21 protein-coding genes are annotated in these 25,655 nt (G+C 62.2%); 16 read left to right on the top strand and 5 right to left on the bottom strand.

Annotated features, from left to right (window positions below):
* The first annotated feature begins 16 nt into the window (after nt 1-16).
* Together clpB and ACZ92H_RS19015 are read left to right on the top strand one after the other, a co-directional pair.
* A complete protein-coding gene (gene clpB, locus ACZ92H_RS19020) occupies nt 17-2,623 on the top strand; it encodes an ATP-dependent chaperone ClpB (protein WP_314625085.1) in 2,607 nt (868 codons plus the stop codon).
* Between the two features lie 185 nt (nt 2,624-2,808).
* Nucleotides 2,809-3,930 carry a polyamine ABC transporter substrate-binding protein gene (locus ACZ92H_RS19015; protein WP_131378492.1) on the top strand — a complete coding sequence of 374 codons (1,122 nt, stop codon included), beginning with the start codon at nt 2,809-2,811 and terminating at the stop codon, nt 3,928-3,930.
* Between the two features lie 69 nt (nt 3,931-3,999).
* Here ACZ92H_RS19015 and ACZ92H_RS19010 read toward each other — a convergent pair whose 3' ends face one another.
* The 3 genes from ACZ92H_RS19010 to ppk1 form a co-directional block, all read right to left on the bottom strand.
* Complete coding sequence (locus ACZ92H_RS19010; protein WP_264372559.1) at nt 4,000-4,125, bottom strand: hypothetical protein; 126 nt, start codon at nt 4,123-4,125, stop codon at nt 4,000-4,002.
* A 310-nt stretch (nt 4,126-4,435) separates the two neighbouring features.
* A complete protein-coding gene (sixA, locus tag ACZ92H_RS19005) occupies nt 4,436-4,894 on the bottom strand; it encodes a phosphohistidine phosphatase SixA (RefSeq protein ID WP_131378494.1) in 459 nt (152 codons plus the stop codon).
* A 34-nt stretch (nt 4,895-4,928) separates the two neighbouring features.
* Nucleotides 4,929-7,022: a polyphosphate kinase 1 gene (gene ppk1 / locus ACZ92H_RS19000; protein WP_465050616.1), complete on the bottom strand. Its 2,094-nt coding sequence runs from the start codon at nt 7,020-7,022 to the stop codon at nt 4,929-4,931.
* A 271-nt stretch (nt 7,023-7,293) separates the two neighbouring features.
* Here ppk1 and pstS point away from each other — a divergent pair, with 271 nt between their 5' ends.
* The 14 genes from pstS (at nt 7,294) to ACZ92H_RS18930 (ending at nt 21,691) form a co-directional block, all read left to right on the top strand.
* Complete coding sequence (gene pstS, locus ACZ92H_RS18995; RefSeq protein WP_465050615.1) at nt 7,294-8,343, top strand: phosphate ABC transporter substrate-binding protein PstS; 1,050 nt, start codon at nt 7,294-7,296, stop codon at nt 8,341-8,343.
* Nucleotides 8,344-8,581: 238 nt separating this feature from the next.
* Nucleotides 8,582-9,553 (top strand): phosphate ABC transporter permease subunit PstC, encoded by a 972-nt coding sequence (gene pstC, locus ACZ92H_RS18990; protein WP_131378500.1) that lies wholly within the window; start codon nt 8,582-8,584, stop codon nt 9,551-9,553.
* A complete protein-coding gene (gene pstA / locus ACZ92H_RS18985; protein ID WP_131378503.1) occupies nt 9,550-10,437 on the top strand; it encodes a phosphate ABC transporter permease PstA in 888 nt (295 codons plus the stop codon). The genes pstC and pstA overlap by 4 nt, the downstream gene beginning before the upstream one ends.
* 38 nt (nt 10,438-10,475) lie before the next feature.
* Nucleotides 10,476-11,258 (top strand): phosphate ABC transporter ATP-binding protein PstB, encoded by a 783-nt coding sequence (pstB, locus tag ACZ92H_RS18980; protein ID WP_373631409.1) that lies wholly within the window; start codon nt 10,476-10,478, stop codon nt 11,256-11,258.
* Nucleotides 11,259-11,306: 48 nt separating this feature from the next.
* Nucleotides 11,307-12,017, top strand: coding sequence for a phosphate signaling complex protein PhoU (gene phoU, locus ACZ92H_RS18975; protein ID WP_034778131.1), 711 nt, complete (start codon nt 11,307-11,309; stop codon nt 12,015-12,017).
* Nucleotides 12,018-12,022: 5 nt separating this feature from the next.
* Nucleotides 12,023-12,712: a response regulator gene (locus tag ACZ92H_RS18970; RefSeq protein WP_034755074.1), complete on the top strand. Its 690-nt coding sequence runs from the start codon at nt 12,023-12,025 to the stop codon at nt 12,710-12,712.
* A gap of 11 nt (nt 12,713-12,723) precedes the next feature.
* Complete coding sequence (gene phoR, locus ACZ92H_RS18965) at nt 12,724-14,040, top strand: phosphate regulon sensor histidine kinase PhoR (RefSeq protein WP_465050614.1); 1,317 nt, start codon at nt 12,724-12,726, stop codon at nt 14,038-14,040.
* 73 nt (nt 14,041-14,113) lie between these two features.
* A complete protein-coding gene (gene senA, locus ACZ92H_RS18960) occupies nt 14,114-15,310 on the top strand; it encodes a selenoneine synthase SenA (RefSeq protein ID WP_465050613.1) in 1,197 nt (398 codons plus the stop codon).
* A gap of 35 nt (nt 15,311-15,345) precedes the next feature.
* Nucleotides 15,346-17,292 carry a UvrD-helicase domain-containing protein gene (locus ACZ92H_RS18955; protein ID WP_465050611.1) on the top strand — a complete coding sequence of 649 codons (1,947 nt, stop codon included), beginning with the start codon at nt 15,346-15,348 and terminating at the stop codon, nt 17,290-17,292.
* A 94-nt stretch (nt 17,293-17,386) separates the two neighbouring features.
* Nucleotides 17,387-18,289, top strand: coding sequence for an NAD-dependent epimerase/dehydratase family protein (locus ACZ92H_RS18950; RefSeq protein ID WP_465050610.1), 903 nt, complete (start codon nt 17,387-17,389; stop codon nt 18,287-18,289).
* Between the two features lie 390 nt (nt 18,290-18,679).
* Nucleotides 18,680-19,063 (top strand): LiaF transmembrane domain-containing protein, encoded by a 384-nt coding sequence (locus ACZ92H_RS18945; protein WP_465050609.1) that lies wholly within the window; start codon nt 18,680-18,682, stop codon nt 19,061-19,063.
* A complete protein-coding gene (locus ACZ92H_RS18940) occupies nt 19,053-19,859 on the top strand; it encodes a LiaI-LiaF-like domain-containing protein (protein WP_131378517.1) in 807 nt (268 codons plus the stop codon). The genes ACZ92H_RS18945 and ACZ92H_RS18940 overlap by 11 nt, the downstream gene beginning before the upstream one ends.
* Nucleotides 19,860-19,865: 6 nt before the next feature.
* On the top strand, nt 19,866-20,942 hold the full coding sequence (locus ACZ92H_RS18935; protein ID WP_465050608.1) for a sensor histidine kinase: 1,077 nt from the start codon (nt 19,866-19,868) through the stop codon (nt 20,940-20,942).
* A gap of 11 nt (nt 20,943-20,953) precedes the next feature.
* The gene (locus ACZ92H_RS18930; protein WP_465050661.1) at nt 20,954-21,691 is read left to right on the top strand and encodes a LytR/AlgR family response regulator transcription factor; all 738 of its coding nucleotides are present in this window, start codon (nt 20,954-20,956) and stop codon (nt 21,689-21,691) included.
* On the opposite strand, the gene ACZ92H_RS18925 is transcribed toward ACZ92H_RS18930, so the two are convergent.
* Nucleotides 21,688-23,961, bottom strand: coding sequence for an ATP-dependent DNA helicase (locus ACZ92H_RS18925; protein ID WP_465050607.1), 2,274 nt, complete (start codon nt 23,959-23,961; stop codon nt 21,688-21,690). The two genes, ACZ92H_RS18930 and ACZ92H_RS18925, sit on opposite strands and share 4 nt — an antisense overlap.
* Complete coding sequence (locus ACZ92H_RS18920; RefSeq protein ID WP_465050606.1) at nt 23,958-25,610, bottom strand: VRR-NUC domain-containing protein; 1,653 nt, start codon at nt 25,608-25,610, stop codon at nt 23,958-23,960. The genes ACZ92H_RS18925 and ACZ92H_RS18920 overlap by 4 nt, the downstream gene beginning before the upstream one ends.
* Nucleotides 25,611-25,655 lie beyond the last annotated feature (45 nt).

Raw genomic sequence — 25,655 nt, 5'->3', positions numbered from 1 at the left:
ACCGGGAGCGCTTTTCATGCGACAAGATAAACTGACTACCAAGCTACAAGAAGCCCTGGCCGATGCGCAAAGCTTGGCTGTGGGCAACGACAATCCTTACATTGAACCAGTCCATCTGCTGACGGCCTTGTTGAACCAGGACGACGGCGGCGCCCGCTCGCTGTTGCAGCGCGCCGGCGTTAACGTGGGCGGCCTGTCGAAGGCCCTGACCTCGTCGATCGACCGCTTGCCGAAAGTTTCCGGCACGGGCGGCGACGTGCAGGTCAGCCGCGAATTCGTGGCCCTCTTGAACCTGGCCGACAAGGAAGCGCAAAAGGCGGGCGACCAGTTCGTTTCCAGCGAAATGGTGCTGCTGGCGATGACGGAAGACAAGTCCGACTGCGGCAAGCTGGCACGCGAGAACGGCCTGACCCGCAAGGCCCTGGAAGCGGCCATCGACGCCGTGCGCGGCGGTAACAAGGTCGATTCGCAAGAGGCCGAAGGGCAGCGCGAAGCGCTGAAAAAATACACCCTGGACGTGACGGAACGCGCGCGTCAGGGCAAGCTCGACCCTGTGATCGGGCGCGACGATGAAATTCGCCGCACCATCCAGATCCTGCAGCGCCGCAGCAAGAACAACCCCGTGCTGATCGGCGAACCTGGCGTGGGCAAGACCGCCATCGTCGAAGGCCTGGCGCAGCGCATCGTCAATGGCGAAGTGCCCGAGTCCCTGAAGGGCAAGCGCGTGCTGTCGCTGGACATGGCCGCCTTGCTGGCGGGCGCGAAGTTCCGCGGCGAGTTCGAGGAACGCCTGAAATCCGTGCTGAAGGAACTGGCCATGGACGAAGGCCAGACCATCGTCTTCATCGACGAGATGCACACCATGGTGGGCGCGGGCAAGGCCGAAGGCGCGATGGATGCCGGCAATATGCTGAAACCGGCGCTGGCGCGCGGCGAACTCCATTGCGTGGGCGCCACCACCCTCGACGAGTACCGCAAGTACATCGAGAAGGATGCGGCGCTCGAGCGGCGCTTCCAGAAGGTGCTGGTCGACGAGCCGACCGTGGAGGCGACCATCGCCATCCTGCGCGGCTTGCAGGACAAATACGCGCTGCACCACAAGGTGGAGATCACGGACGCGGCCATCATCGCGGCGGCCGAGCTGTCGCACCGCTACATCACGGACCGCTTTTTGCCGGACAAGGCGATCGACCTGATCGATGAAGCGGCGGCGAAGATCAAGATCGAGATCGATTCCAAGCCGGAAGTGATGGATAAGCTGGAACGCCGTTTGATCCAGCTGAAGATCGAGCGCGAAGCCGTCAAGAAGGAAAAGGACGAAGCATCGTTGCGCCGCCTGGCCTTGATCGAGGAAGAAATCGTCAAGCTGCAGCGTGAATACAATGACTTCGAGGAAATCCTGAAGGCAGAAAAAGCCGTGGTGCAAGGCAGTACGCACATCAAGGAAGAGATCGAAAACGTCAAGCTGCAGATGGAGCAGGCGACGCGCGAGAGCAACTGGCAGAAAGTGTCGGAGCTGCAGTATGGCAAGCTGCCGCAGCTGGAAGCCCAGCTCAAGCAGGCCGACAGCGGCATGCCGAAGGTCGATCCCGATCATCCGAAGCTGCTGCGCACGGAAGTGGGCGCGGAGGAAATCGCCGAAGTGGTGTCGCGCGCGACGGGCATTCCCGTGTCGCGCATGATGCAGGGCGAACGCGACAAGCTGCTGCACATCGAAGAGAAGCTGCATGAGCGCGTCGTCGGCCAGGATGAAGCGATCACGGCCGTGGCGGACGCCATCCGCCGTTCGCGCGCCGGCTTGTCCGACCCGAACCGTCCGTATGGTTCCTTCATGTTCCTGGGACCCACGGGTGTCGGCAAGACCGAGCTGAGCAAGGCGCTGGCGACTTTCCTGTTCGATACGGAAGAATCGATGATCCGCATCGACATGAGCGAGTTCATGGAGAAGCATTCCGTGGCCCGCCTGATCGGCGCGCCGCCAGGCTATGTCGGCTACGACGAGGGCGGCTACCTGACGGAAGCCGTGCGTCGCAAACCGTACAGCGTGATACTGCTCGATGAAGTCGAGAAGGCCCACCCTGACGTCTTCAACGTGCTGCTGCAAGTGCTCGACGATGGACGCATGACGGACGGCCAGGGCCGGACGGTGGACTTCAAGAATACCGTCATCATCATGACCTCGAACCTGGGTTCGCACAAGATCCAGGCCATGGAGAGCGATGATCCCGGTGTCGTGAAGCTGGCCGTGATGGCCGAGGTACGCTCGCACTTCCGTCCCGAGTTCGTCAACCGTATCGACGAAATCGTCGTGTTCCACGGCCTCGACGAGAAGAACATCGGCGCGATCGCGAAGATCCAGCTGAAGATCCTCGAAGAACGCCTGGCGCGCATGGACATGGCGCTGAGCCTGACCGACGCGGCACTGCAGCAAATCGCCGAAGCGGGCTACGACCCGGTGTATGGCGCCCGTCCGTTGAAACGGGCGATCCAGCAGCAGATCGAAAATCCGCTGTCGAAGCTGATCCTGGAAGGCCGCTTTGGCCCGAAAGACGAGATCCGCATCGACGCCCAGAACGGCAACCTGGTATTTACGGGTGCGCAAGTGGGGCTGGACAAGGTGTAATTTACCCCAAAGGCGAACAAAAGCCGGGGTCAGACCCGCCGGGTCTGACCCCAGTTCTACGCTGTGGGGTGTTGGCGCAAGTTAACATCGGCATAATCTAAAGCAGGGCGGTATCAGGCTAGACCTGATACCGCCCTTCTTGTTATGATCGGCACTATTTTCTGACTAATTCCGGAGGCGGTACGATGGCAAACATATGGCAGGCAGGGCAGCGCATTGGAGTGGGATTGACCTTGGCGGCCGCCGTGCTGGCATTGCCTGCCCAGGCTCTGGCCCAGGAAGAGAAGGTCTTGAACATCTATAACTGGTCGGACTATATCGGCGACGATACGATCAAGAATTTTGAGAAGGAAACGGGCATCAAGGTGCGCTACGACGTTTTCGACAATAACGAGATCCTCAATGCGAAACTGGTGGCGGGCAAGTCCGGCTACGACATCGTCGTGCCGACGGCCCAGTGGGCGCGCCTGCAGATCGATGCGGGCCTGTTGCGCAAACTCGACAAGAGCAAGCTGACGAACCTGGGCAACCTGGACCCGAACCTGCAAGCGAAGCTGTCGAAGATCGACCCGAACAACGATTACCTGGTCGACTGGCTGTGGGGCTACACGACGGTGGGCATCAACGTCAACAAGGTCAAGGCCGCGCTGGGCGCGATGCCGCTGCCCGACAACGCCTGGGACCTGATCTTCGACCCGAAATACGCGTCGAAGCTGAAATCGTGCGGCGTCTCCTTCCTCGATTCGCCGTCGGAAGTGCTGCCGGCCGCCCTGCAATACCTGGGCAAGCCGGCGTATTCCAAATCGGCGGCCGACTATCAGGAGGCGGGCAAGGTGCTGCAGGCCATCCGTCCCTACGTGACCCTGTTCAGTTCGTCCGGCTACATCAATGACATGGCCAACGGCTCCGTCTGCGTAGCGCTGGGCTGGTCGGGCGACATCAATATCGCGCGCCAGCGCGCCATCGATGCGAAGAATGGCAACGTGATCCAGGTGCTGGTGCCGAAGACGGCCGCGCTGATGTTCGACACCATGGCCATTCCGGCCGACGCGCCGCACCCGAACAATGCGCACCTGTTCATCAATTACATCCTGCGTCCGCAAGTGCATGCCAGCCTGAGCAACAAGGTGTTTTACGCGAATCCGAATCCTGCCAGCATCAAGTATGTGCGCAAGGACATCGGCGAAAACAAGGCGATCTTCCTGTCGGATGCCGACAAGCAGCGCATGGCGGCACCGGAAGCGACCACGGCCGATATCCGCCGCCTGATGACGCGCATCTATACCAAGTTCAAGACGGGAGTGTAAAAACAAGGATGGCGCGAGAGACGGACTTGTGGCCGTCGCTGGCGCCATGCGATATTGCCGAGGTGAACACTACTCGTGGTAGCGGTCCAACAGCTTGTGATGACTGCCGCGCATTTCTTCGATCAATTCAAAGGCGACGAAGCCGATGATGGCGGCGAAGATGGCGATGAAGAGAAAAACGAGGAAGGTTAACATGGTCTTTCAGCCGCCGTTGGACGGCTGTCCGCTGGGTTGCTCAATGTGCCAGAGCAGCGCTCCAACACGTAGTTGATGCAATTAAACTCTAGCAGATCGGCAGCGCTTTGCAAGGCTGCCGAGTTGTAATTTCCACCAGAATTTGTCCCAGCGCACTTTTTGCGCATTTCCCGGCGTGAGGCCCCTTATTTCACGAACAGGTCATGCGTCATGTCGGCCTTCAGGTCAACGCTGATCGGGGCACCGGGCTCGCGTCGGGAGAACCTGGTCATCCTGCGCTGGCCTTGCGCATTTCCCTGCTTGAACACTCTTACTTTACGACCAGATCATGCGCCATCACGGCCTTCAGGTAAACGCTGATCGGGTCACCGGGCTCGCGCTGGGAGAACCACCACGCGCTGGCCTTGCGCATTTCCCAGTCCTGCACTTCGCCCGTCAGCAGCAGGGCGGCCGCCTGGCCCAGGGTGGGCTGGTGGCCGACGATGAGCACGGTTTCCTTGCCGGCCGGCCAGTTGGCCGCCTTCAGGATGTCTTCCGCTTCGGCGCCGGGCGCCAGTTCCGGCATCAGCTTGAACTTGCGCCCCAGCGCCTCGGCCGTCTGCAGGGTGCGCAGGGCAGGGCTGACAAGGATGCGGCAATTCTCGGAGAGTTGCGAACCGAGCCATTCGCCCATGCGGCGCGCCTGTTTCTGTCCCTTGACCGTCAGTGCGCGTTCCAGGTCGGGCACGCCCGGCTCGGCTTCCGCGTGTCGCCACAAGATGAGATCCATGCTGTGCTCCTCTCTGTTGAAAGTCGAAATACGCTTATTCGCCGACCTCCGCGCCCGGCGTGCCCAGTGTGTGCATCAGGTATTGCTGGGCGCTGAACGGACTCTGCTTGCCGCGCGGCTTGCGGCGCGCATAGTGGCCCGTCGGCTCCAGTTCCCATGCATTTGTATTATCCTTCAAATACGGATTCAGGCCTTCGGCGATCACGCGCCGTTTCAGCGCCCGGTCCAGGATGGGGAAGGCCACTTCCACGCGGCGGAACAGGTTGCGGCTCATCCAGTCCGCGCTGGCCAGGTAGACATCGTGCGCCAGGTCATTGCGGAAGTAGTAAATGCGGCTGTGTTCCAGGAAACGGCCGATCACGGAGCGTACCTTGATGTTTTCCGACAAGCCCGGCACGCCCGGCTTCAGGGTGCAGGCGCCGCGCACGATCAGGTCGATTTTCACGCCGTCGGTCGAGGCCGCATACAGGGCGCGGATCACGGATTCATCCACCAGCGCATTGATCTTCACGATGATGCGTCCGCGCCGGCCCGCGCGGGCGATCTTCGCCTCGTTGCGGATGGCCTTGATGATCTCGCTTTGCAGGCCGAACGGCGCCAGCCACAGGTGGTTCAGGTTGTGCGGCTTGGTCAGGCTGGTCAGATGGATGAACACTTCGTTCACTTCCACGGCCAGGTCCTGGTTGGACGTCAGCAAGCCGAAGTCCGTGTACAGCTTGGTCGTGGTGGGATGGTAGTTGCCGGTACCCAAGTGGGCGTAAAAGCGCAGCGCGCCTTCCTCGCGGCGGATCACGAGCGCGACCTTGGCGTGCGTCTTCAAGCCCACCACGCCGTAGACGACCTGCGCGCCAGCCTGTTCCAGCTTGTCGGCCCAGTTGATATTGGCTTCTTCGTCGAAGCGCGCCATCAGTTCCACGATGACGGTCACTTCCTTGCCCAGCTTCGCCGCCGTGATCAACGACTCCATCAGATCCGAGTTCATGCCCGTGCGGTAGATGGTTTGCTTGATGGCCACGACGGACGGGTCGTAGGCGGCGCTGCGCACGAAGTCGATCACCGTCTGGAACGACTGGTACGGGTGGTGCAGCAGGATGTCATGCTTGTTCAGCGCGGCAAAGATGTCGTTGCCGATGGCCTTGTGCGCCAGGCCGGGGAAGAAAGGCGGGAAGCGCAGTTCGGGCTGCTTGACGTGGTCGATCATTTCCGACAGGCGCACCAGATTCACGGGGCCATTGACGCGGTACAGCCGGCTTTGATCGAGATTGAACTGGTCGAGCAGGAATTGCGACAGTTCCGGCGGGCAGTTGCGCGCCACCTCCAGCCGCACCGAGGTGCCGAACTGGCGGCCCACCAGCTCGCCCTTCAGGGCCTGGCGCAAATTCTTGACTTCATCCTCGTCAACCCACAGGTCGCTGTCGCGCGTGACGCGGAACTGCGAATAGGCGATCACTTCGCGCCCGGCGAACAGGTCCGAGATATGCGCATGGATGACGGAAGACAATAAACAGAAGGACACGCCGTCACCGGAAATGTCATCGGGCAGCTTGATCACGCGGGGCAGCACGCGGGGCGCCTTGACGATGGCGATCGCCGTGCCCCGTCCGAACGCATCCTTGCCGCTCAGCGAAACGATGAAATTGAGACTCTTGTTAACGACTTGCGGGAACGGGTGGGCCGGGTCCAGGCCGATCGGCGTGAGCAGGGGGCGCACCTCGCGGTCGAAATATTCCTTCACCCACGCGCGCTGCGCCTCGTTGCGGTCGCTGTCGCGCAGCAAATGCACGCCCGCTTCGCGCAGGGCAGGCAAGACTTCGTTATTCAATATCTCGTACTGGCGTTCCACCAGCGCATGGCATTCCTTGCCGATGCGTTCCAGATTGGCCGCCAGGGCAGGGTGGCCGGCCAGCGAGCCGCCGATGCTGCCGGCCGCCAGCAGGCTGGCCACGCGCACCTCGAAAAACTCATCCATATTACTGCTGACGATGCACAGGTAGCGCAGGCGTTCGAGCAGGGGAATGTTCGGATCTTCCGCCTGGGCCATCACGCGCCGGTTGAAAGTCAGTTGCGACAGTTCGCGGTCAAGCAAGATGCCCGATTTCGTCACTTCCATGTGCAGTTCAGGTTTCATATTCTTTTGTCTTTGCAGATAGTTAATTCTAGCCGTATTTCATCATGTATGACGTGTTGTGAGTGTAATCATGAAATATGACGTAAGCGTGACATAAGCTGTCATAAAGCGTCGCCCGCCCTGTCATTTTTCGCGTCAAAAATGGCATTTCCCCGGGCGTAGGCAAATATTTCAGGAAATTTGGCGCATGTCATAAAGCTGTCATATTCGCTTGCTAGACTGCGCAGCATTCAACCGGGACTTTGTGCCCTAACAACCCTGAGGACTTGATATGCAAATGAAGCAAATGTTCAAATTTATCGTCGTGGGTGCTTCGGCAGCGATGGCATTTTCTTCCGCTTCCGTCATGGCGGCAGATATGACAGGTGCTGGTGCAACCTTCCCGTACCCAATCTACGCCAAATGGGCTGAGACTTACAAAGCCAACACCGGCAACGGCCTGAACTATCAGTCCGTCGGTTCCGGCGCCGGCATCAAGCAAATCAAGGCCAAGACTGTTGAATTCGGCGCGTCCGACATGCCGTTGAAGGCTGAAGAGCTGGAAGAGTCGGGCCTGATGCAATTCCCGGCCATCATGGGCGGCGTGGTCACCATCGTCAACCTCGACGGCGTGACGCCAGGCCAGCTGAAAATGACGGGCAAGATCGTCGGCGACATCTACCTGGGCAAGATCACCAAGTGGAGCGCTCCTGAAATCGCTGCCGTGAACCAGGGCGTCAAGCTGCCAGATACGGAAATCACCGTGGTGCACCGCGCCGACGGTTCGGGCACGTCCTTCCTGTTCACCGACTTCCTGTCGAAAACCAACCCGGAATTCAAATCGAAAATCGGCGCTGGCTCGGCTGTGAAATGGGCAGTGGGCGTGGGCGGCAAGGGTAACGAAGGCGTTGCTGCCAACGTACAGCGCATCAAGGGTTCGATCGGCTACGTCGAGTGGGCTTATGCCAAGAAAAACAAAATGTCGCACACCCAGCTGCAAAACAAGGACGGCAACTTCCTGCAGCCTGACGACGAAAACTTCAAGGCCGCTGCCGCTTCGGCACCATGGACGCAAACCCCAGGCTTCGGCGTGGTACTGACCGACCAGGCTGGCAAGAACAGCTGGCCTATCACCGGCGTGTCGTTCATCCTGATGCACAAAGTGCAGGCTGACGCAGCCAAGGCCAAGGAAGTCCTGAAATTCTTCGACTGGGCCTACAAGAACGGTGGCGCCGCTGCTGCTGAACTGGACTACGTGCCAATGCCGGCATCGGTCGTGAAACTGGTGCAGGAATCGTGGAAAGCCAACCTGAAAGACGCATCGGGCAAAGCCATCTACTAATGCGATAGCTTGACCAGATAAGTACCGATCCTTGTCCCCGCCAGCAGCACGGCGGGGCAGGGAGTTAGCCAGGACCGCCCGCAAGCCCTTGCAGACGGTCCTGGCTAAAGAAGTAATAATAAAACAAGAGTTCACAACAGCAGTACCTGCAAGCAGTAATACCGGCAGTACCACCCACATCTGGCACACTATGAGCGCACAATCTACCTCTTCCACGATCCCCATGCCAGGCGGCACCATGACCGATTCCATCAGTCACGCGCAGATGCTTTCCACCATGCGCAAGCAGCGCTTCCAGGACTTCATGTTCCACAAGGTGACGATGCTGTTCGCCCTGTCGGTGCTGGTCGTGCTGGTCGGTATCATCATTTCGCTGATCATGGAATCGATTCCGGCCTTCCAGACCTTCGGCCTGCATTTCATCGTGTCGGCCGAATGGGATCCCGTCAATGACCAGTACGGCGCCCTGATTCCCATCATCGGCACCCTGGTGACATCGGTGATCGCCCTGCTGATCGCCTTTCCCGTCAGCTTCGGCATCGCCCTGTTCCTCACCGAGATCTGCCCGGCCTGGCTGCGTCGCCCGCTGGGCACGGCTGTTGAGCTGCTGGCCGGCGTGCCATCGATCATCTACGGCATCTGGGGCCTGTTCGTCTTTGCGCCCCTGTTTGCCGACCACGTCCAGCCGCTGCTGAAGGCTACCCTGGGCAACCTGCCCCTCATCGGCCAGCTGTTCAGCGGCCCCATGATGGGCATCGGCCTGCTGACGGCCGGCCTGGTGCTGGCCATCATGATCATCCCTTTCATCGCTTCGGTGATGCGCGACGTCTTCGAGATCGTGCCTGCCGTGCTGAAGGAATCCGCATACGGCCTGGGCTGCACGCGCTGGGAAGTGGTGCGCAAGATCGTCTTGCCATACACCAAGACCGGCGTCGTCGGCGGCGTCATGCTGGGCCTGGGCCGCGCGCTGGGCGAAACCATGGCCGTCACCTTCGTCATCGGTAACGCCAATAAACTGTCGTGGTCGCTGTTCGCCGCCGGTAACAGCATCACCTCCCTGCTGGCGAATGAATTCGGCGAAGCGCAATCGGCATTGCACGTGTCCTCGCTGTTCTCGCTGGCACTGATCCTGTTTGTCATCACCTTTATCGTCTTATCCGCCGCCAAGCTGATGCTGGCTGGCATGTCCCGCAAGGAAGGCACGAAATGAGCCAAGTAAGCACTCTCGACGTTCCGGCCAAGCCGGCCATGAATCCCGTCTACCGCAAGCGCCTGCTGATGCACCGCGTCGGCATCGCCCTGTCGGTGGCCGCCATGGCCCTGGGCCTGGCCGTGCTGGTGTGGATCTTGTTCACCCTGGTGGTGAAGGGCTTTGGCGCCCTGTCGGTCGATTTGTTCACGCAAACCACGCCAGCCCCGGGCAGCGAAGGCGGCGGCTTGATCAATGCGATCGTCGGCAGCGCCCTGATGGTGGGCCTGGCGACCCTGGTCAGCACCCCGATCGGCATCCTGGCCGGCATCTACCTGGCCGAATACGGCGAAGAAAACAAGCTGGCGCAAGTGACGCGCTTCGTCACCGACATCATGCTGTCGGCCCCGTCGATCGTCATCGGCCTGTTCGTGTACGCGCTGTACGTGGCGCACGTGAAACACTTCTCCGGCTATGCGGGCGCCATCGCGCTGTCGCTGATCGCCGTGCCCGTGGTGGTGCGCACGACGGACAACATGCTGCGCCTGGTGCCGAACAGCCTGCTGGAAGCCGCGTTTGCCCTGGGCGCGCCGCGCTGGAAGGTCGCCACCCTGGTGCGCTTGCGCGCCGTCAAGGCGGGCGTCATCACCGGCGTCCTGCTGGCCCTGGCGCGTATCGCCGGCGAGACGGCACCGCTGCTGTTCACGGCCCTGAATAACCAGTTCCAAAGCTTCAACATGAATGCGCCGATGGCCAACTTGCCGTCCGTCATCGCTTCGTTTGCGATGAGCCCGTACGACAACTGGCGCTCGCTGGCCTGGGGTGGCGCACTGCTGATCACCTTCAGCGTGCTGGCCCTGAATATCCTGTCGCGCACCGTGTTCAGCCAAAAAGTCCCTAATTAAACAGATATCGAGCGAAGCGAACCCATATGAATACGCAAATGAATCCAGCCCAAGACTTGGCACCAAAGAAAAAAACCATCGAGATTTCGGGCCTGAACTTTTTTTACGGCAAAACGCAAAGCTTGCATAACGTCAACCTGGACATCCACGAGAAAAAAGTCACGGCTTTCATCGGCCCGTCCGGCTGCGGCAAGTCGACCCTGCTGCGTACCCTGAACCGCATGTATGACTTGTATCCGGGCCAGCGCGCGGAGGGTTCCATCCTGTACCGCGGCCGCAACGTGCTCGACGCGGACCAGGACGTCAACATGCTGCGCGCCAAGGTTGGCATGGTGTTCCAGAAACCGACGCCATTCCCCATGTCCGTGTACGACAACATCGCTTTCGGCGTGCGCCTGTATGAAGACCTGTCGAAAGGCGAGATGGATGAGCGCGTCGAGTGGGCCCTGAAAAAGGCCGCGCTGTGGGGCGAAGTCAAGGACAAGCTGACGAAGAGCGGCCTGTCGCTGTCGGGTGGCCAGCAGCAGCGTTTGTGCATCGCGCGCGGCGTGGCCGTGAAACCGGACGTGCTGCTGCTCGATGAACCGACCTCGGCGCTGGATCCGATCTCGACCTCGAAAGTGGAAGAGCTGATCAGCGAACTGAAACAGGATTACACGATCGCCATCGTGACGCACAATATGCAGCAGGCGGCACGCTGCTCCGACTACACGGCCTATATGTACCTGGGCGAACTGGTGGAATTCGGCGAAACGGACCAGATCTTCATGAATCCGGCCCGCAAGGAAACGCAGGATTACATCACGGGCCGCTTCGGCTGATCCGCCTGGCATAACGACATACAAGACAACTGAATACGGAGAGACAGCATGATAGGCGAACATTCATCCAAGCAATACGACAACGAACTCGAAGCGATCCGCTCGAAGGTACTGCTCATGGGCGGCATCGTTGAAACCCAGTTCCTTGACGCGATGACCTGCTTTCGCATCGGCAATCCGGAACGCGCCGACCGCGTGATGCGCGAAGACGACGTCGTCAACCAGCTGGAAGTGTCGCTCGACGATGCCTGCAGCCATCTGATCGTGCGCCGCCAGCCGGCCGCCAACGACCTGCGTACCATCATGGCCACCATCAAGGTGATCACGGACCTCGAACGCGTGGGCGACGAGGCGACGAAAATCGCCCGCGTGGCGAAGAATCTGCACAAGCGCGGCAACGGCGTCGTCAACCATTACGAGATGGTGCGCGGCATTGCCAACACGGCCACCGACATGCTGCATGATGCGCTGGATGCGTTCGCGCGCAATGATGGCAAGCAGGCATTACAATTAATTGCACAAGATGCCATCATCGACCATGAGTTTCGGTCTATCATGCGCAACTTGATTACTTTTATGATGGAAGACCCGCGCACGATTTCGGCGGCGCTCGATACCCTGTGGGTGGCCAAGGCCATCGAACGGATCGGCGACCATGCGAAAAACATCGCCGAATACGTGATTTACGTGGTTGAAGGCAAGGACATCCGCCACACCAAGGTGGCTGCTCCCGCCATTTCCGAGGAGCTCCCTGAGTAAGCTTTATGGCATCTGATAAAACCACGGTATTGATTGTTGAAGATGAGCCGGCCATCGTTGAACTGGTGACCTATTCGCTGCGCGAATCCGGCTGGAATTGCTGTTCTGTACAAAACGTCGCCGATGCGTGGGAATTCATCCAGCACCGCACGCCCCATTTGATCCTGCTGGACTGGATGCTGCCGGATCAAACGGGCTTGCGCCTGCTGTCGCGCATCCGCGCCGACCGCAATTTCGCCGCCATCCCCGTCATCATGCTCACCGCCAAGAGCATGGAAGAAGACAAGCTGGCCGGCCTGAACAGCGGAGCCGACGATTATGTCACCAAGCCGTTCTCGCCACGCGAGCTGCTGGCGCGCGCCAAGGCGCTGCTGCGACGCAAGAGCCCGGAACACGCGCAGGCGCCCATGCGCGCCGGCAACGTGGCCCTGGACCCCGTCAGCTGCACCGTGATGATGGATGAGCAGAAGATCGATATCGGCCATGCCGAGTACAAGCTGCTGAAATTCCTGCTGGCCCATCCGGAGCGCGTGTTTTCGCGCAGCCAGCTGCTCGACAAGGTGTGGGGCGACCATGTGGTGATCGAGGAACGCACGGTCGATGTCCACGTATTGCGCTTGCGCAAAGCCTTGAAGGAGGCGGAAAGCCTGATCAAGACCGTGCGCAGCGTTGGCTACATGTTGTCTGAAAAATAAAGCTGGCCTCTATGAATCCGAAATTGCTGTTCTGGGTACCGGCCGCCTTGCGCATGCTGCTGGCGCTGCTGGGCGTGGCCGTCGTCTGGTATCTGTTTGGCGCCACGTATGCGCTGGGCATCGCCTTCGTGCTGATGGCCATGATGGTGTTCGTGCAGCTGTCGTATCTGTTCCAGCTAAGTAACTGGCTGGACAATCCGCAAAGCGCCAAGCTGCCCGACGGCTGGGGCGCCTGGACCAGCATCTTCGCGCGCCTGTACCGCATGCGCCGCGACGACGAGAAAAACCAGGCCGAGCTGACGGAATGGCTGGCGCGTTTCCGCCAGGCAATGCACCTGCTGCCCGATGGCGTCGTCATCATGGATGACGTGCTGTTCCTTGAATGGTGCAACCCGGCCGCCGAGAAGCACCTGGGCCTGACGCACGAACGCGACAAGGGCATGCGCGTCACCAACCTGATCCGCAGTCCCGAGTTCATGGACTACATCATCCTGGGCCGCTACGACCAGCCGCTGACGATCACTTTCCGCAACCGCAAGCTGATCGTGCAGATCATCCCGTTTGAAAACCGCCGCCAGATTCTCGTCACGCACGACGTGACGGAGACGGAGCGCATCGAAATGATGCGCCGCGATTTCATCGCCAATGCCTCGCACGAACTGCGCACGCCGCTGACGGTCATCGTGGGCTTCCTGGAGATCGCTTCCGCCGAGCTGGACCTGGACGCCGCCACGCGCGCCGCCCACCTCAAGCTGATGACGGAGCAGGGCCACCGCATGCAGCATTTGATCGAGGACATGCTGACCCTGTCGCGCCTGGAATCGGTCGACTATCCCCTGCGTCCCGAACCGGTGGATATCAGGAAGCTGATGCAGCAGGTCTTGCGCGATGCCAAGGCGCTGTCGGCCGGCAAGCACGAAGTCAAGATGGAATGCAACGGCCCTGACGTGCTGGGCAGCTACGACGAGCTGTACAGCGCGTTCGGCAACCTGGCCTCGAATGCCGTGCGCTACACGCCGGCCGGCGGCAGCATCACCCTGCGCTGGCAGGATGGCCCGGCCGGTCCGCAGTTCATCGCGCAGGATACGGGCATCGGCATCAGCCCGGAGCATATCTCGCGCCTGACGGAACGTTTCTACCGCGTCGACAAGAGCCGTTCGCGCGAAACCCAGGGCACGGGCCTGGGCCTGGCCATCGTCAAGCACGTGCTGCTGCGGCACGGGGGCACGCTGGCCATCCAGTCCGTCGCCGACAAGGGCAGCAGCTTCATCGTCAGCATGCCGAAGTCCGTCGTCACGCCGCTGAAGGGCGAACTGCTGGTCAAGTAAGCGGGACGGGGGCGGTGCCCCCTGTTTCCCCGGCGACTGGTGCAATGTTGGCAAAAGTCGTTACAATCAGGCCATGACTTTAATCAACGCTTCTTTTCGCCATGCCGGTGCGCAGCAACTGGCGCAGTCGCTGCTCGCCGCGCGCCAAGCTACCTTGTCCCTGTTCGATTGTTATGTGTCCGCCGGGCTCGACGTGGTGGAACGCATGCCGCGCCATGCGCAGCTCAATCCGCCGCTGTGGCAGCTTGCGCACATCGCCTGGTTTGCCGAGTGGTATATCCTGCGCGAAGCCCCGTCCAGCCATCCGGCCGACGCCGTGTATAACTCCCTGCTCACGCGCGGCGACGACTTGTTCGACGCCAACATGCTGGAGCAGCGCGCGCGCTGGACGCTCGAACTGCCCAGCCCCGGCGCTGTGAAGACGTATTGCCACGAAGTGCTCGACCGCGTGCTTGACAAGCTCTCGCGCGAAGCCAATGTCGATGGCGCCCTGTATCCGTACCGGCTGGCGCTGGCGCACGAGGATTTGTGCGGCGAAGAAATGCTGGCTGGCTTGCAATGGCTGGGTGTGGAAGCGCCCGCAACCCTGGCCGCCAGTCCCGCCTTGCCGCTGCCGGCAGGGGAAATCGCCTTTGCCGGCGGCAGCATCGAGCTGGGTTCGCGCCGCGACGCCGGTTTCGCCTTCGACAATGAATGCCCGCCGTATGCCTGCTATGTGGCGCCATTTTCCATCGACGCCGTGCCCGTGTCGAATGCCCAGTACGCCGAGTTCGTCTCGGACGGCGGCTACCAGAACCGCCAGTTCTGGAGCGCGGCCGGCAGCGCCTGGCTGATGCGGCAGGAGCGCTCGTCGCCCCTGTACTGGCTGCGCGAAGCGACGCAATGGCGCACCATGCGTTTTGGACGGCGCACCACCTTGCCGCCGAACGAAGCCGTGCGCCACATCAATCTGTACGAGGCGCAAGCGTATTGCGCCTGGGCCGGGCGCCGCCTGGCGAGCGAGGCGGAATGGGAGTATGCTGCGCTGTCCGGCCATCCGCTGTTCCGCTGGGGACAGGTGTGGGAATGGACGGCGACGCCGTTCGAACCGTATCCGGGCTTTGTCGCCGACGCCTGGCGCGAATATTCGCTGCCGTATTTCATGCAGCACCAGGTGCTGCGCGGCGCCGCCTTCGCCACGCCGCCGCGCCTGCGTTCGCCGCACATGCGCGCCTTTCACGCGCCGGAGCGCGGCGACATCTTTGCCGGCTTGCGCACCTGCTCCTGGTAAAGCGTTCACCGCCGTCACAATTTTCAGGATTTCTTTTGAGTACAGATAACGCCCCGCAGTTCATTCCCAAACGCATTACGCCCACCCCGGAACAGGTCGCCATCCAGACGGCGCAAAAGAAAGTCGTGCTGATCGACGCCAACGCCGGCGCCGCCAAGACGACGACCCTGGCCCTGCGCCTGGCCGAGGCCCTGCACCGGGGCCGCGCGCCTGAACGCATGCTGGCCCTGGTGTTTACGGAAGCGGCCCGCGTGGCCCTGCGCCAGCGCCTGCTGGAAGTGGGCGTGCCGCTGGGCGTCGTCAAGCGCCTGACCATCGATACCTTCGACGCCTTCGCCGCCAAGGTCTTGCAGCAGATGGAGCGCGTGCAGGTGGCGGCCATGCGCAGCGATGAAGAGCTGCGCCCCGTGGCGTGGGAAGCGCTGGAAGTCGTCGCCGAGAAATACGCCGACCGTTACCCTCTGGAAATCAACATGACGAACGGCGCCATCGCCGAATTCCTGAAATTGCAGCTGCGCACCAAGGCGCGCATGGACTTCCAGCATCCCGACTTCGAGAGCAATTCCCTGGAAGACAATCTGGAGCTGCTGGGCATGTCGCGCACGCATTATCTGTGGCTGCGCGAATATGAAGGCTTGCGCGGCGCCGACACGGGCGATATCCAGTTCCGCGCGCCGTTCGATGCCACTTACGACCTCGTGCGCATGCTTGACGGCGATGAACCGCTGCGCCAGCAGTTGCCCGCCTTCCAGATCATCGTGGCCGATGAATTGCATGACTTGAATGAAGCGTCATTCCGCCTGCTGACCATGCTGATCCGCCGCGGCAACGCGTTTTTTTGCGGCGCCGGCGACAAGGACCAGGTCATCTATACGTGGTCGGGCGCCGACCACCGCTTCCTGCGCCAGCGTTTCGAGCAGGAATTTCCCGCCTTGCAGCGCTTGCCGCTGACGGCGTCCTACCGCTACGGCCCGCAGCTGGCGCACGCCGTCGGCGTGCTGAAAAACAAGGCCAGCGTTTCGGCCCTGTCGCGCGCCACCCACATCGAGCTGCTGCAGTACGACCATGCGCAGCCGCAGGCATGCAGCGCGCAGCTGATCGCCGCGCTCGAGCATGCGCATGCGGGCACCACGGCCATTCTCCTGCGCGACCGTGACCAGGCCATCCGCGTGGAAACGGCGCTGTTCCAGAGCGGCATCGCGTATGGCCTGGTGGACATGAACAGTTACTTGCTGAGCCAGGAAGTGCTGATGCTGCGCGGCATGGTCGCCATCGCCCGCAAGGATTTGCACGCGATCAAGAACGGCCCGCGCCGCGGTGACATCCTCGAAGCCCTGGCGGCGTTCGCGGAAATCCCGTTTACCCGCACGGAGTTGCAGCAAGCCAAGGCCGACGTGGCCAATTACCCGGACTTGCTGGAAGGCTTTTTGACCAATCAGCTGGCCAAGTCGCACAACCAGGCCAAGGCGGCCCTGACCGAGGCGGCCGTCGACTACCTGCGCGCGCTGCCCCCCGATGCGCTGGCGGGCGATGCCTTGCAGCACATCTTTGGCCTGATGCAGCTGGAACAGACGGCGCGCCGCATCTATGTCGATCCGGCCCAGGCACGGGTCGTCGCCCGCTCCTTGCACGGTTTCATCGACGTCTGCCGCGAGGCGGGCGTGGCGCTGGGCGGCTTTGCCGGCTGGCTGGGCGAGATGGAAGAGGCCGTAGCCGTGACCAGTGGCAAGGCCAAGGTGGTGATCGCCTGCATCGACCAGATCAAGGGCCTGGAATACCACCACGTGATCCTGCCCTACCTGGCCGTCGATGAATTCCCGCGCAGTAAGACCGACCCGCTGGAAGAGGAAAACCGCTTTTACGTGGCGGCCACGCGCGCGCGCGACAGGCTGAGTTTGCTGACGCCGGAAGACCCTGCCTACCGCAGCCGCTACATCGACGCCTTGCAGCTCAAACAGAAGATTGTTGCGTCCAAGTCATAGATCATTTGTCGTGCCACTGCTTTTTGCGAAAGACGAAAGCGGGCATACTGGACTGGTGTGATTGACAGCAATCTAACCAGACAGGGAGCAAGATATGAACGTGTTTTTGACGGGTGCGGCGGGTTTCATCGGCAGTTCCATTGCGGCGGGCCTCGTGCGCGCCGGCCACCAGGTGACGGGCCTCGTGCGCAAGCCGGAGCAGGTGGCCGAACTGGCCACCATCGGCGTGCAAGGTGTCGTCGGTACCCTGAACGACCGCGAGCTGATCGTTGAACAGGCGAGGGCGGCGGACGCCGTCATCAATGCGGCCAGCAGCGACCACCGCGGTGCCGTGGAAGCCATCATCGAAGCGCTGGCCGGCACGAATAAAGTGTTCCTGCACACGAGCGGCTCGTCCATCGTGGGCGACGCCTCGGGCGGCGAAGGCACGCAGCAGATTTATTATGAAGACAAGCTGCCGGCCCCCACGGCCGACAAGGCGGCCAGGGTCGCCATCGACGACCTGATCCTGGCCAGCGCCGCGCAAGGCGTGCGCGCCAGCGTGCTGTGCAACACCCTGATCTACGGCCATGGCGCCTTGCCGCGCGACAGCGTACAACTGCCGCGCTTGCTGAAACAGGCGCGCAAGAGCGGCATCGTGCGCCACGTGGGGCCGGGCCGCAATATCTGGTCCAACGTGCATATCGACGATGTCGTCAGCCTGTACCTGCTGGCGCTGGACAAATCGCCGGCCGGCACTTTTTACTTTGTGGAATCGGGCGAGGCGGCATTCCGCGACATGACGGCCGCCATCGCCGAAGCGCTGGATCTGGGCCCGGCGCAGGACTGGCCGCTGCCGGAAGCGATCGCCGAATGGGGCTATGAAATGGCATCCTACGGCCTCGGTTCCAACAGCCGCGTGCGTGGCGATCGCGCGCGCAAGCTGCTGGGCTGGCAGCCGCAGGGACCGTCCGTGCTGGAGTGGATCCAGCGCGACATGCTCCATCCGCCGCAGTGACCGGCTGCCTGGGTTGATGCAACTCAGCAAGTGCGTTTCTGTGTGCGCTAGCGAACGGTGAAATTTCGCAATCGGGAGTATGATGGCTTTGCTTGGTTGAGACGCACTGCCGTGAAGTGGGCGGCATGTTCGATCTTCCAGCAGGTCAGCCGGTCGCCTCAAGGATCGGCACCATATTTCTCCACATGCACGTCATCGCGATGTGCATGGGAATCCGCAAGTCGTGTACTGCATTAACCCCTTCAAGGCCGGCGCCAGCCGGTCTTTTTTTTCGCCATCTCTTCCCGCTGTCGCCATCCACCGTCCCGTATCCGCCATTCGCCGAAGAAGGCTGTCGCTGCGCGCCCGTTGCGGGTATCTTTACGCTCGAACAATCCAAAAGGGGGTAGCGTGAAATCTGAACAAGCATATGGCCGGCGTACCCAGCTGCTGTGGGGCGTGCTGCTGATCGCCATCGGCGCCATCATCCTGCTGGACCGGCTCGATGTGATCTTCCTCCACGATTACTATGCACTATGGCATTATTGGCCGGTGATCATGGCCATCTTCGGCCTCAACAAGCTGCTTGCGCCCGTGTCCGCCAGGCAGGTGCTCAGCGGCCTGTGGCTGATATTCTTCGCCGCCTGGTGGTATGTCTCGTACGAGGAACTGTGGAACCTGAATTTTTATAACAGCTGGCCGGCCCTGCTGATCGCCTGGGGCGTGGGGCTGGTGCTGGAGCCGCTGTTGAACAGACACTTTATTGCCTACCGGGAGTCCGAGCATGAAAAATAAACCGCAGATGCACTCGGCCTCGCAAATCGTGCTGGGCGTGCTCGTCATCGGCCTGGGGCTGCTGTTCCTGCTCGATAACCTGGGTTTCATCAATGTGCGCTACACCTTCCGTTTCTGGCCCACCATCCTGATCATTTTCGGCCTGCTGAAAATATCGCAAAGCCGCACGCGTTCCAGCTACATCGTCGGCGGCGTGATGGTCTTGCTGGGCGTGAGCTGGACCCTGAAAGCCATGGGACTGTTCTACGTCAACTGGAGCATGCTGTGGCCGCTGGTGATCATCGCCGTTGGCGTGGCCGTGGTGTCGAAATCCCTGCCCGGCGCGCAGCAGCGGCAGCGGCGCCGGCATTTCTCCGCGCGCCAGGACGGCGCTGCGCCCGCCGATGCGTTCGGCCAGCCCAGGAATGGCGCCGTTTCACTGGACAAGGAGCCGACGGCGACGCCGGGCGCCAGCGCAGCGGCCGATGACGACAGCATCATCGAAGTGACGGCCATCCTGGGCGGCTTCGTGCGGCGCGTCTCGTCGCAGCGTTTCCGGGGCGGCGACATCAACGTCATCATGGCGGGCTGTGAAATCGACTTGCGCCAGGCCTCGATCGAAGGCGAAGCCGTGCTGAACGTGTTTGCCCTGTGCGGCGGCATCACCATCAAGATTCCGCCTGACTGGAGCGTCGTGCTGCAGGGCACGCCCATCCTGGGCGGCTTCGAAGAGAAGACCATCGTGCCGCCGAACCAGGACAAGCGTTTGTACGTGACGGGCTACGCCATCATGGGCGGCCTGGAAATCCGCAACTAGGCGCGCATGTCCGGGGCCTTGTCGAAGCGGCGCGGCGCCGTGGCGGTATTGCTGGTTTGCATGATACTGGGCCTGGCCCTGGCGTCCGTGCTGGCCAGGGTGGCCCACGCGCCCTGGCTGAATGCCGCCTTGCTGGTCGTGCCCGCCACGCTCGTGTATGCGATCGGCACGGGCTTTTCCGCATTTTACCTGTGCCGCGCCTATCCCTTGACCACGCGCCATCCGGCCGCCATCGCCGGCGTGATGGGCGTGGCGGCCCTGTTTGCCGGCTTGCTGTGGGCCACCCTGCTGCAATTTTTGAATAGCGTCAGCCTGCTGCTGGAGGTGCACTGGCTGGGCGTGAACCTGGCGCCCTCGCTGCTGGCCCTGTTTTTCGGCCTGGGCGTGCTGCTGTATTGCCTGGCCGCCGCCGTGCATTATCTGCTGCTGGAATTCGTGCGCGCCAGGATGGCCGAGCAGCGCGGGCTGGAAGCGCAGCTGATGGCGCAGGAAGCGCAGCTGCGCATGCTGCGCACGCAGATCGACCCGCATTTCCTCTTCAATAGCTTGAATTCCATCAGTGCCTTGACGTCCATCAATGCGGCCGGCGCGCGGCAGATGACCTTGCAGCTGGCCAGCTTCTTTCGCCAGAGCCTGAGCATGGAAGCGCACCGGAAGATCACCGTGCAGCAGGAACTGCTGCTGATCCGGCATTTCCTGGCCATCGAGCAAGTGCGTTTCGGCGCGCGCCTGCAGGTCGACGAAAGCATCGACGAGGCGGCGCTGGCTTGCCTGCTGCCACCCATGCTGATCCAGCCGCTCGTGGAAAACGCCGTCAAGCATGGCATTTGCGGCTTGACGGAGGGCGGCGTGATCGCGCTCCAGGTCCGGCGCGCGGGCAGCCTGCTGCAGATTTTGCTGCGCAACCCGGTGGAGGCGGACCAGACCGCGGCGCGCGGCAATGGCGTGGGCCTGGAAAATGTGCGCCAGCGCCTGGCTGGCGCGTATGGCCACGAGGCCAGCGTGCACTGGGCGCGGCGCGCCGACATGTTTGAAGTGACGCTATCGATGCCGGCGCAGACCGGCGAGACGGAGGAAAGATGATGCAGGCAAAAATGCGGGTCGCCATCGTCGACGATGAGCTGCTGGCGCGCGGCGTGCTGCGCGAATACCTGGCGCGCCATGACGATATCGACATCGTGGCCGAGTGCGCCAATGGTTTCGAGGCCGTCAAGGCCATCGCGGAACTGGAGCCGGAACTGGTGTTTCTCGACATCCAGATGCCGCGCCTGGACGGCTTTGAAGTGGCCGAACTGATCGGATCAAAGACGCGGCTGATCTTTGTCACGGCCTATGACCAGTACGCCCTGAAAGCCTTCGAATGCCATGCGCTCGACTACCTGCTCAAGCCCTTCAGCGAACAGCGCTTCGAGCAGGCGCTGGCCCATGCGCGGGCCCAGCGCAGCATGCCGGACGCCTCGGCTGGCGTGCAGGCGGCGGCGCGCGAGGCGGCCACGCGCGCGGCGCCCCTGGACCGCGTGCTGATACGCGACGGCGCCAAGGTCCACGTCATCGCCAGCGCCCGCATCGACTACATCGAGGCGCAGGACGATTACGTCAGCATCCGTTCCGAAGGCAAGTCCTACCTGAAGAGCCAGCGCTTGAGCGAGCTGGAAACCCAGCTCGATCCCGCCAAATTCCTGCGCGTGCACCGTTCTTACCTGCTCAATATCGACGGCATCCGCCGCATCGAGGCGGCGACGAAAGACAGCCACGTGGCCATCCTGCGCGACGATACGCGAATACCAGTGAGCAAGGCGGGCTACCAGAAGCTCAGGTTGCTGGTGGGCTAGCCGGCCAGCTGCACATCCCACCACGTCGGCAGCAGCTGGCGGATTTCCGGGCGCGAAAAGCGGTCATCGATCAGGTAGACGACGCCCTTGTCCGACTGCGTGCGGATGACCCTGCCGGCTGCCTGCACCACCTTTTGCATGCCGGGATACAGATAGGTGTAGTCGTAGCCGGCGCCGAAGATGTCGCCCATGCGCTGACGGATCTGCTCGTTGACGGGGTTGATCTGCGGCAGGCCCAGGGTGGCGATGAAAGCGCCGATCAGGCGCGCCCCCGGCAAGTCGATGCCTTCGCCGAACGCGCCGCCCAGCACGGCGAAGCCGATGCCGCGCGTTTCCAGGCCGAAACGGCCGAGGAATTGCGCGCGCGCAGCATCATCCATGCGACGGGGCTGCTGCCAGATGGGCACGTCGGGATAGTGCTGGGCAAACAGGGTGGCCGTCTTTTCCATGTAGTCGAAGCTGCTGAAAAAGGCCAGGTAGTTGCCTGGCGTCTCCGCATACTGGCGCGCCATCAGCTGGGCGATGGGCAGCAGCGAGGCGGCGCGGTGCTGGTAGCGCGTGGAAATGGTATCGGCCACGCGCACGGATAGCTGTTCCGCCTGGAAGGGCGACTCCACGTCGACCCAGGCCGTGTCGTCCGGCATGCCCAGGGTGTCGCTGTAGTAATTCCACGGACTCAGGGTGGCGGAAAACAGGGCCGTGCTGTGGCTGGCCGCGAAGCGTTCCTTGAGGAAGGGCGCGGGGACGATGTTGCGTATGCAGACGGTGGAGCCGGCATTGACTCCCGTATTCGTTCTGCTGACGTCAAACAGCGAATGGGCGCCGAAACTTTCCGCCAGGCGGTTGATCAGCAGCACGTCAAAGTAAAAGCGCTGCAAGTCCTCGTCCAGCGCCGTCGCGTGCTCGGCCATGTAGTCGCCGATGGCCGTCGCCACGCCTTGCAGGGCGCCAAAGAATTTATCCGGCAGGGCCGCATGCACATGGTAGTCGCCGTCCTGTTCCTTCAGCAGGGCCGTCCACTGGCGCGACAGGCGGTCCAGCGGCTTCTTCAAGGCGTCGGGCGCGAACTTGCGCAGCAGCTTCAGGTTGCTCTGCTGCAGTTCGGCCGTGTACATGCTGCGCGCGCGCGACACCATATTGTGCGCCTCGTCGACCAGCACGTTGACCTTCCAGTCGTGCGCCAGGGTCATGCCGTACAGCATGGCGCTGAGGTCGAAATAATAATTGTAGTCGCCGATGACGACGTCGCTCCAGCGCGCCAGTTCCATGCCCAGGTAGTACGGACAAATACCTTGCTGCAAGGCGATGGCGCGCACGGCTTCCTTGTCCAGGATCAAGCCGCTGGCCAGCGCCACTTCGCGCGCCAGCGGCAAGCGGTCGTAAAAGCCCTTGGCCAGCGGACACGATTCGCCATGACAGGCCTTGTCCGGATGCTCGCAGGCGCTGCTCTTGGCGCTCAGTTCCAGCACGCGCAAGGGCAGCAGCGGCGCGCTGTCTTTGAGGATGGCGCAGGCGTCGAGCGCCATTTGCCGGCCCGGTACCTTGGCGGCGAGGAAAAACAGTTTATCCAGACCGTGCGCGGCCGTGGCTTTCAACATGGGGAACAGGCTGCCCACCGTCTTGCCGATCCCCGTGGGCGCCTGCGCCAGCAAGCCGCAGCCGCGGCTGCTGGCCTTGTACATGGCTTCGGCCAGCTGGCGCTGCCCCGGGCGGAAATCCGCGTGGGGAAAGGCCATGGCCGCCAGCTGCGCATCGCGGCTGGCGCGGTGCGCCAGCTCCTGCTCGGCCCAGTCGAGGAACAGGGCGCAATGCTGCTCGAAAAAGATGCGCAGCGCCTCGGCCGTGCATTCCTCGTGGATCACCGTTTCCTTCTGGCTCACGATATCGAAATACACGAGCGCCACGCGCAGCATGGGCAGGTTCAGCTGCTGGCACAGCAAGTGGCCATAGATGCGCGCCTGCGCCCAGTGCAGCTGGCGGTGGTTGGCGGGCATGGCGTCGAGCTCGCCCCGGTAGGTCTTGATTTCTTCCAGCTGGCGCCGCGCCGGGTCGTAGCCATCGGCGCGTCCCCGCACGTGCAAGGCCCCGAAGTCGCCGGAAAGGCTGATTTCGCGCTGGTAATCATCGTCGCGCCGGCCCGTGACGGTGGCGTGGCCCGCCATGCCTTCCTGCGCCGTGGGCGACGGCGTGAAACGCAAGTCCAGGTCACCCACCTTGGCCGTGAATTCGCACAGGGCGCGCACGGCGATGGTGTAAGTGCCACGGCTCATGCTGCCTCCTGCCATTGCAGGTAGCACACGCTGACGGGCATGGCGTGCCGGGCGCAATAGGCGATCCAGCGCAGCTGGTTGTCTTGCAGGCGGTCGCCCGGTCCCTTGACTTCGATCATGCGGTAGCGCTGTTCCGCCGGCCAGAACTGGATTAAATCAGGAAAGCCGCTGCGGTTGCTTTTAATGTCGAGCAAGATGCGTTCGAACGCTTTTTTCAGGTGCGCGGCGGGAATGCACGCCAGCGCCAGGTCCAGCAAGCCATCGCCCAGCACGTCCCAGCTGACGAACGGCGAGACGATGCCGTGCTTGGCGGCCAGGGTGGCGCGGATGGCCGCCCGGTAGCTGCCGTCGTCCAGCCGGGCCAGGCAGGCGGCGAAGTCGGCGCTGCGGCGCAGGTAGAAATCGGCGCTGTGCAAGTCGGCCGGGCCCCGGTGGAAAGGGTGGAAAAAGGCGCCGGGGATGGCCTTGAAGATGGCGGGCCAGCACAGCAGGCCAAACAGCGAATTGATCAGGGTATTTTCCACGTAGTACACCGGCGCGCCGTCATGGCTCAGGTGCTGCTGCACCACGCCTTCCACATAGCAGGCCTGGCCTGGATGCGGCAGCAGCAGGTCGATGCGCTCCACGCTTGCCGCCGCACTGGCCGCCTGTTTGGCGTGGCCCAGCTTGCGCCGCAGTCGGGGCGCCATGCGCAGCAGTAATTGCTGTTCCGCCTCGCTTTCCGGTGCGGCCAGGGCGATGAGCAGGCGGTCGTAGGCCGCTTGCGCTTGATCATCCTTTTCCAGCACGCGGATGGCGCGCCCGCGCGCGCCCGGATAGCGGCAATCGGCATAGGCGCGGTAGGCGGCGGGCCAGTCCTGGCATTTTTCCAGGTGCTGGCCGATCTGGAAGCACAGCTTGTCGCGCCGGCCGACCAGCCAGGTATTGTCTGGCGGCAGGGGCAGCGCGACCAGTGCCTGCAGCACTTCATCCGCTGGCGCGCCGTCGTTGTAGCGCTCGCGGCACTGGTGCAGCACTTCATAGTGCTCGATATCCTGGCGCGTGCGGAAACCGCGCGAAGCGGGCGAGAATTCCACTTTTTCGTACTGGTACACGCCCAGGTCGGAGAGCACGAATTCCGACCAGTCCTGGTGATAATTGCCAAAATAAATCAGGCGCAAACGGTCGCACAGGGGCTGCATGCCGATGCGGTACAGCACGTCGGCGGACGCAGGATGCCAGGCGGAAAACGCTTGATCCTGCGCATGCTGTTCGCGCAAGGCATCCAGTTGCTCGGCCTTGCGCGCCCCTTTCAGGGGGGCGGCCAGATCGAAGGCCTGGGCGATTTCCGCCTTCAGCAGCAGTTCGAACAGTTCTTCGAGCGAGATGACGGGATCGGCCACCACCCAGCCCGTTGCCAGCAGGGGCAGGGCGGCCGCGCGCGTATCGCCGATTTCCGGGTAATTGAGTTTGCTGGCGCGAAACAGACAACCCTTGCGCATGACGAGGCGCACGAACAGGGCGCGCGACGGCAGGGGCAGCGCGGTGTAGTCGGCGATGAATTGGGTTTCTTCAGCGCTCAGCAGGTCGGCATAGCGCGTGCCGATCCAGCTCAGCACATCCTGGAAATTATCCAGATAGTACAGGGGATTTTCCAGGACTCTCAGCATGGGAATATCAATAGGGCAAGATGCAAGGTGATCGGCTTTACTGTG

The sequence above is a fragment of the Janthinobacterium foliorum genome (assembly GCF_978021625.1).
The sequence above is the reverse complement of the archived record's forward strand: the minus strand, read 5'-3'. Positions and strand labels throughout refer to the sequence as shown.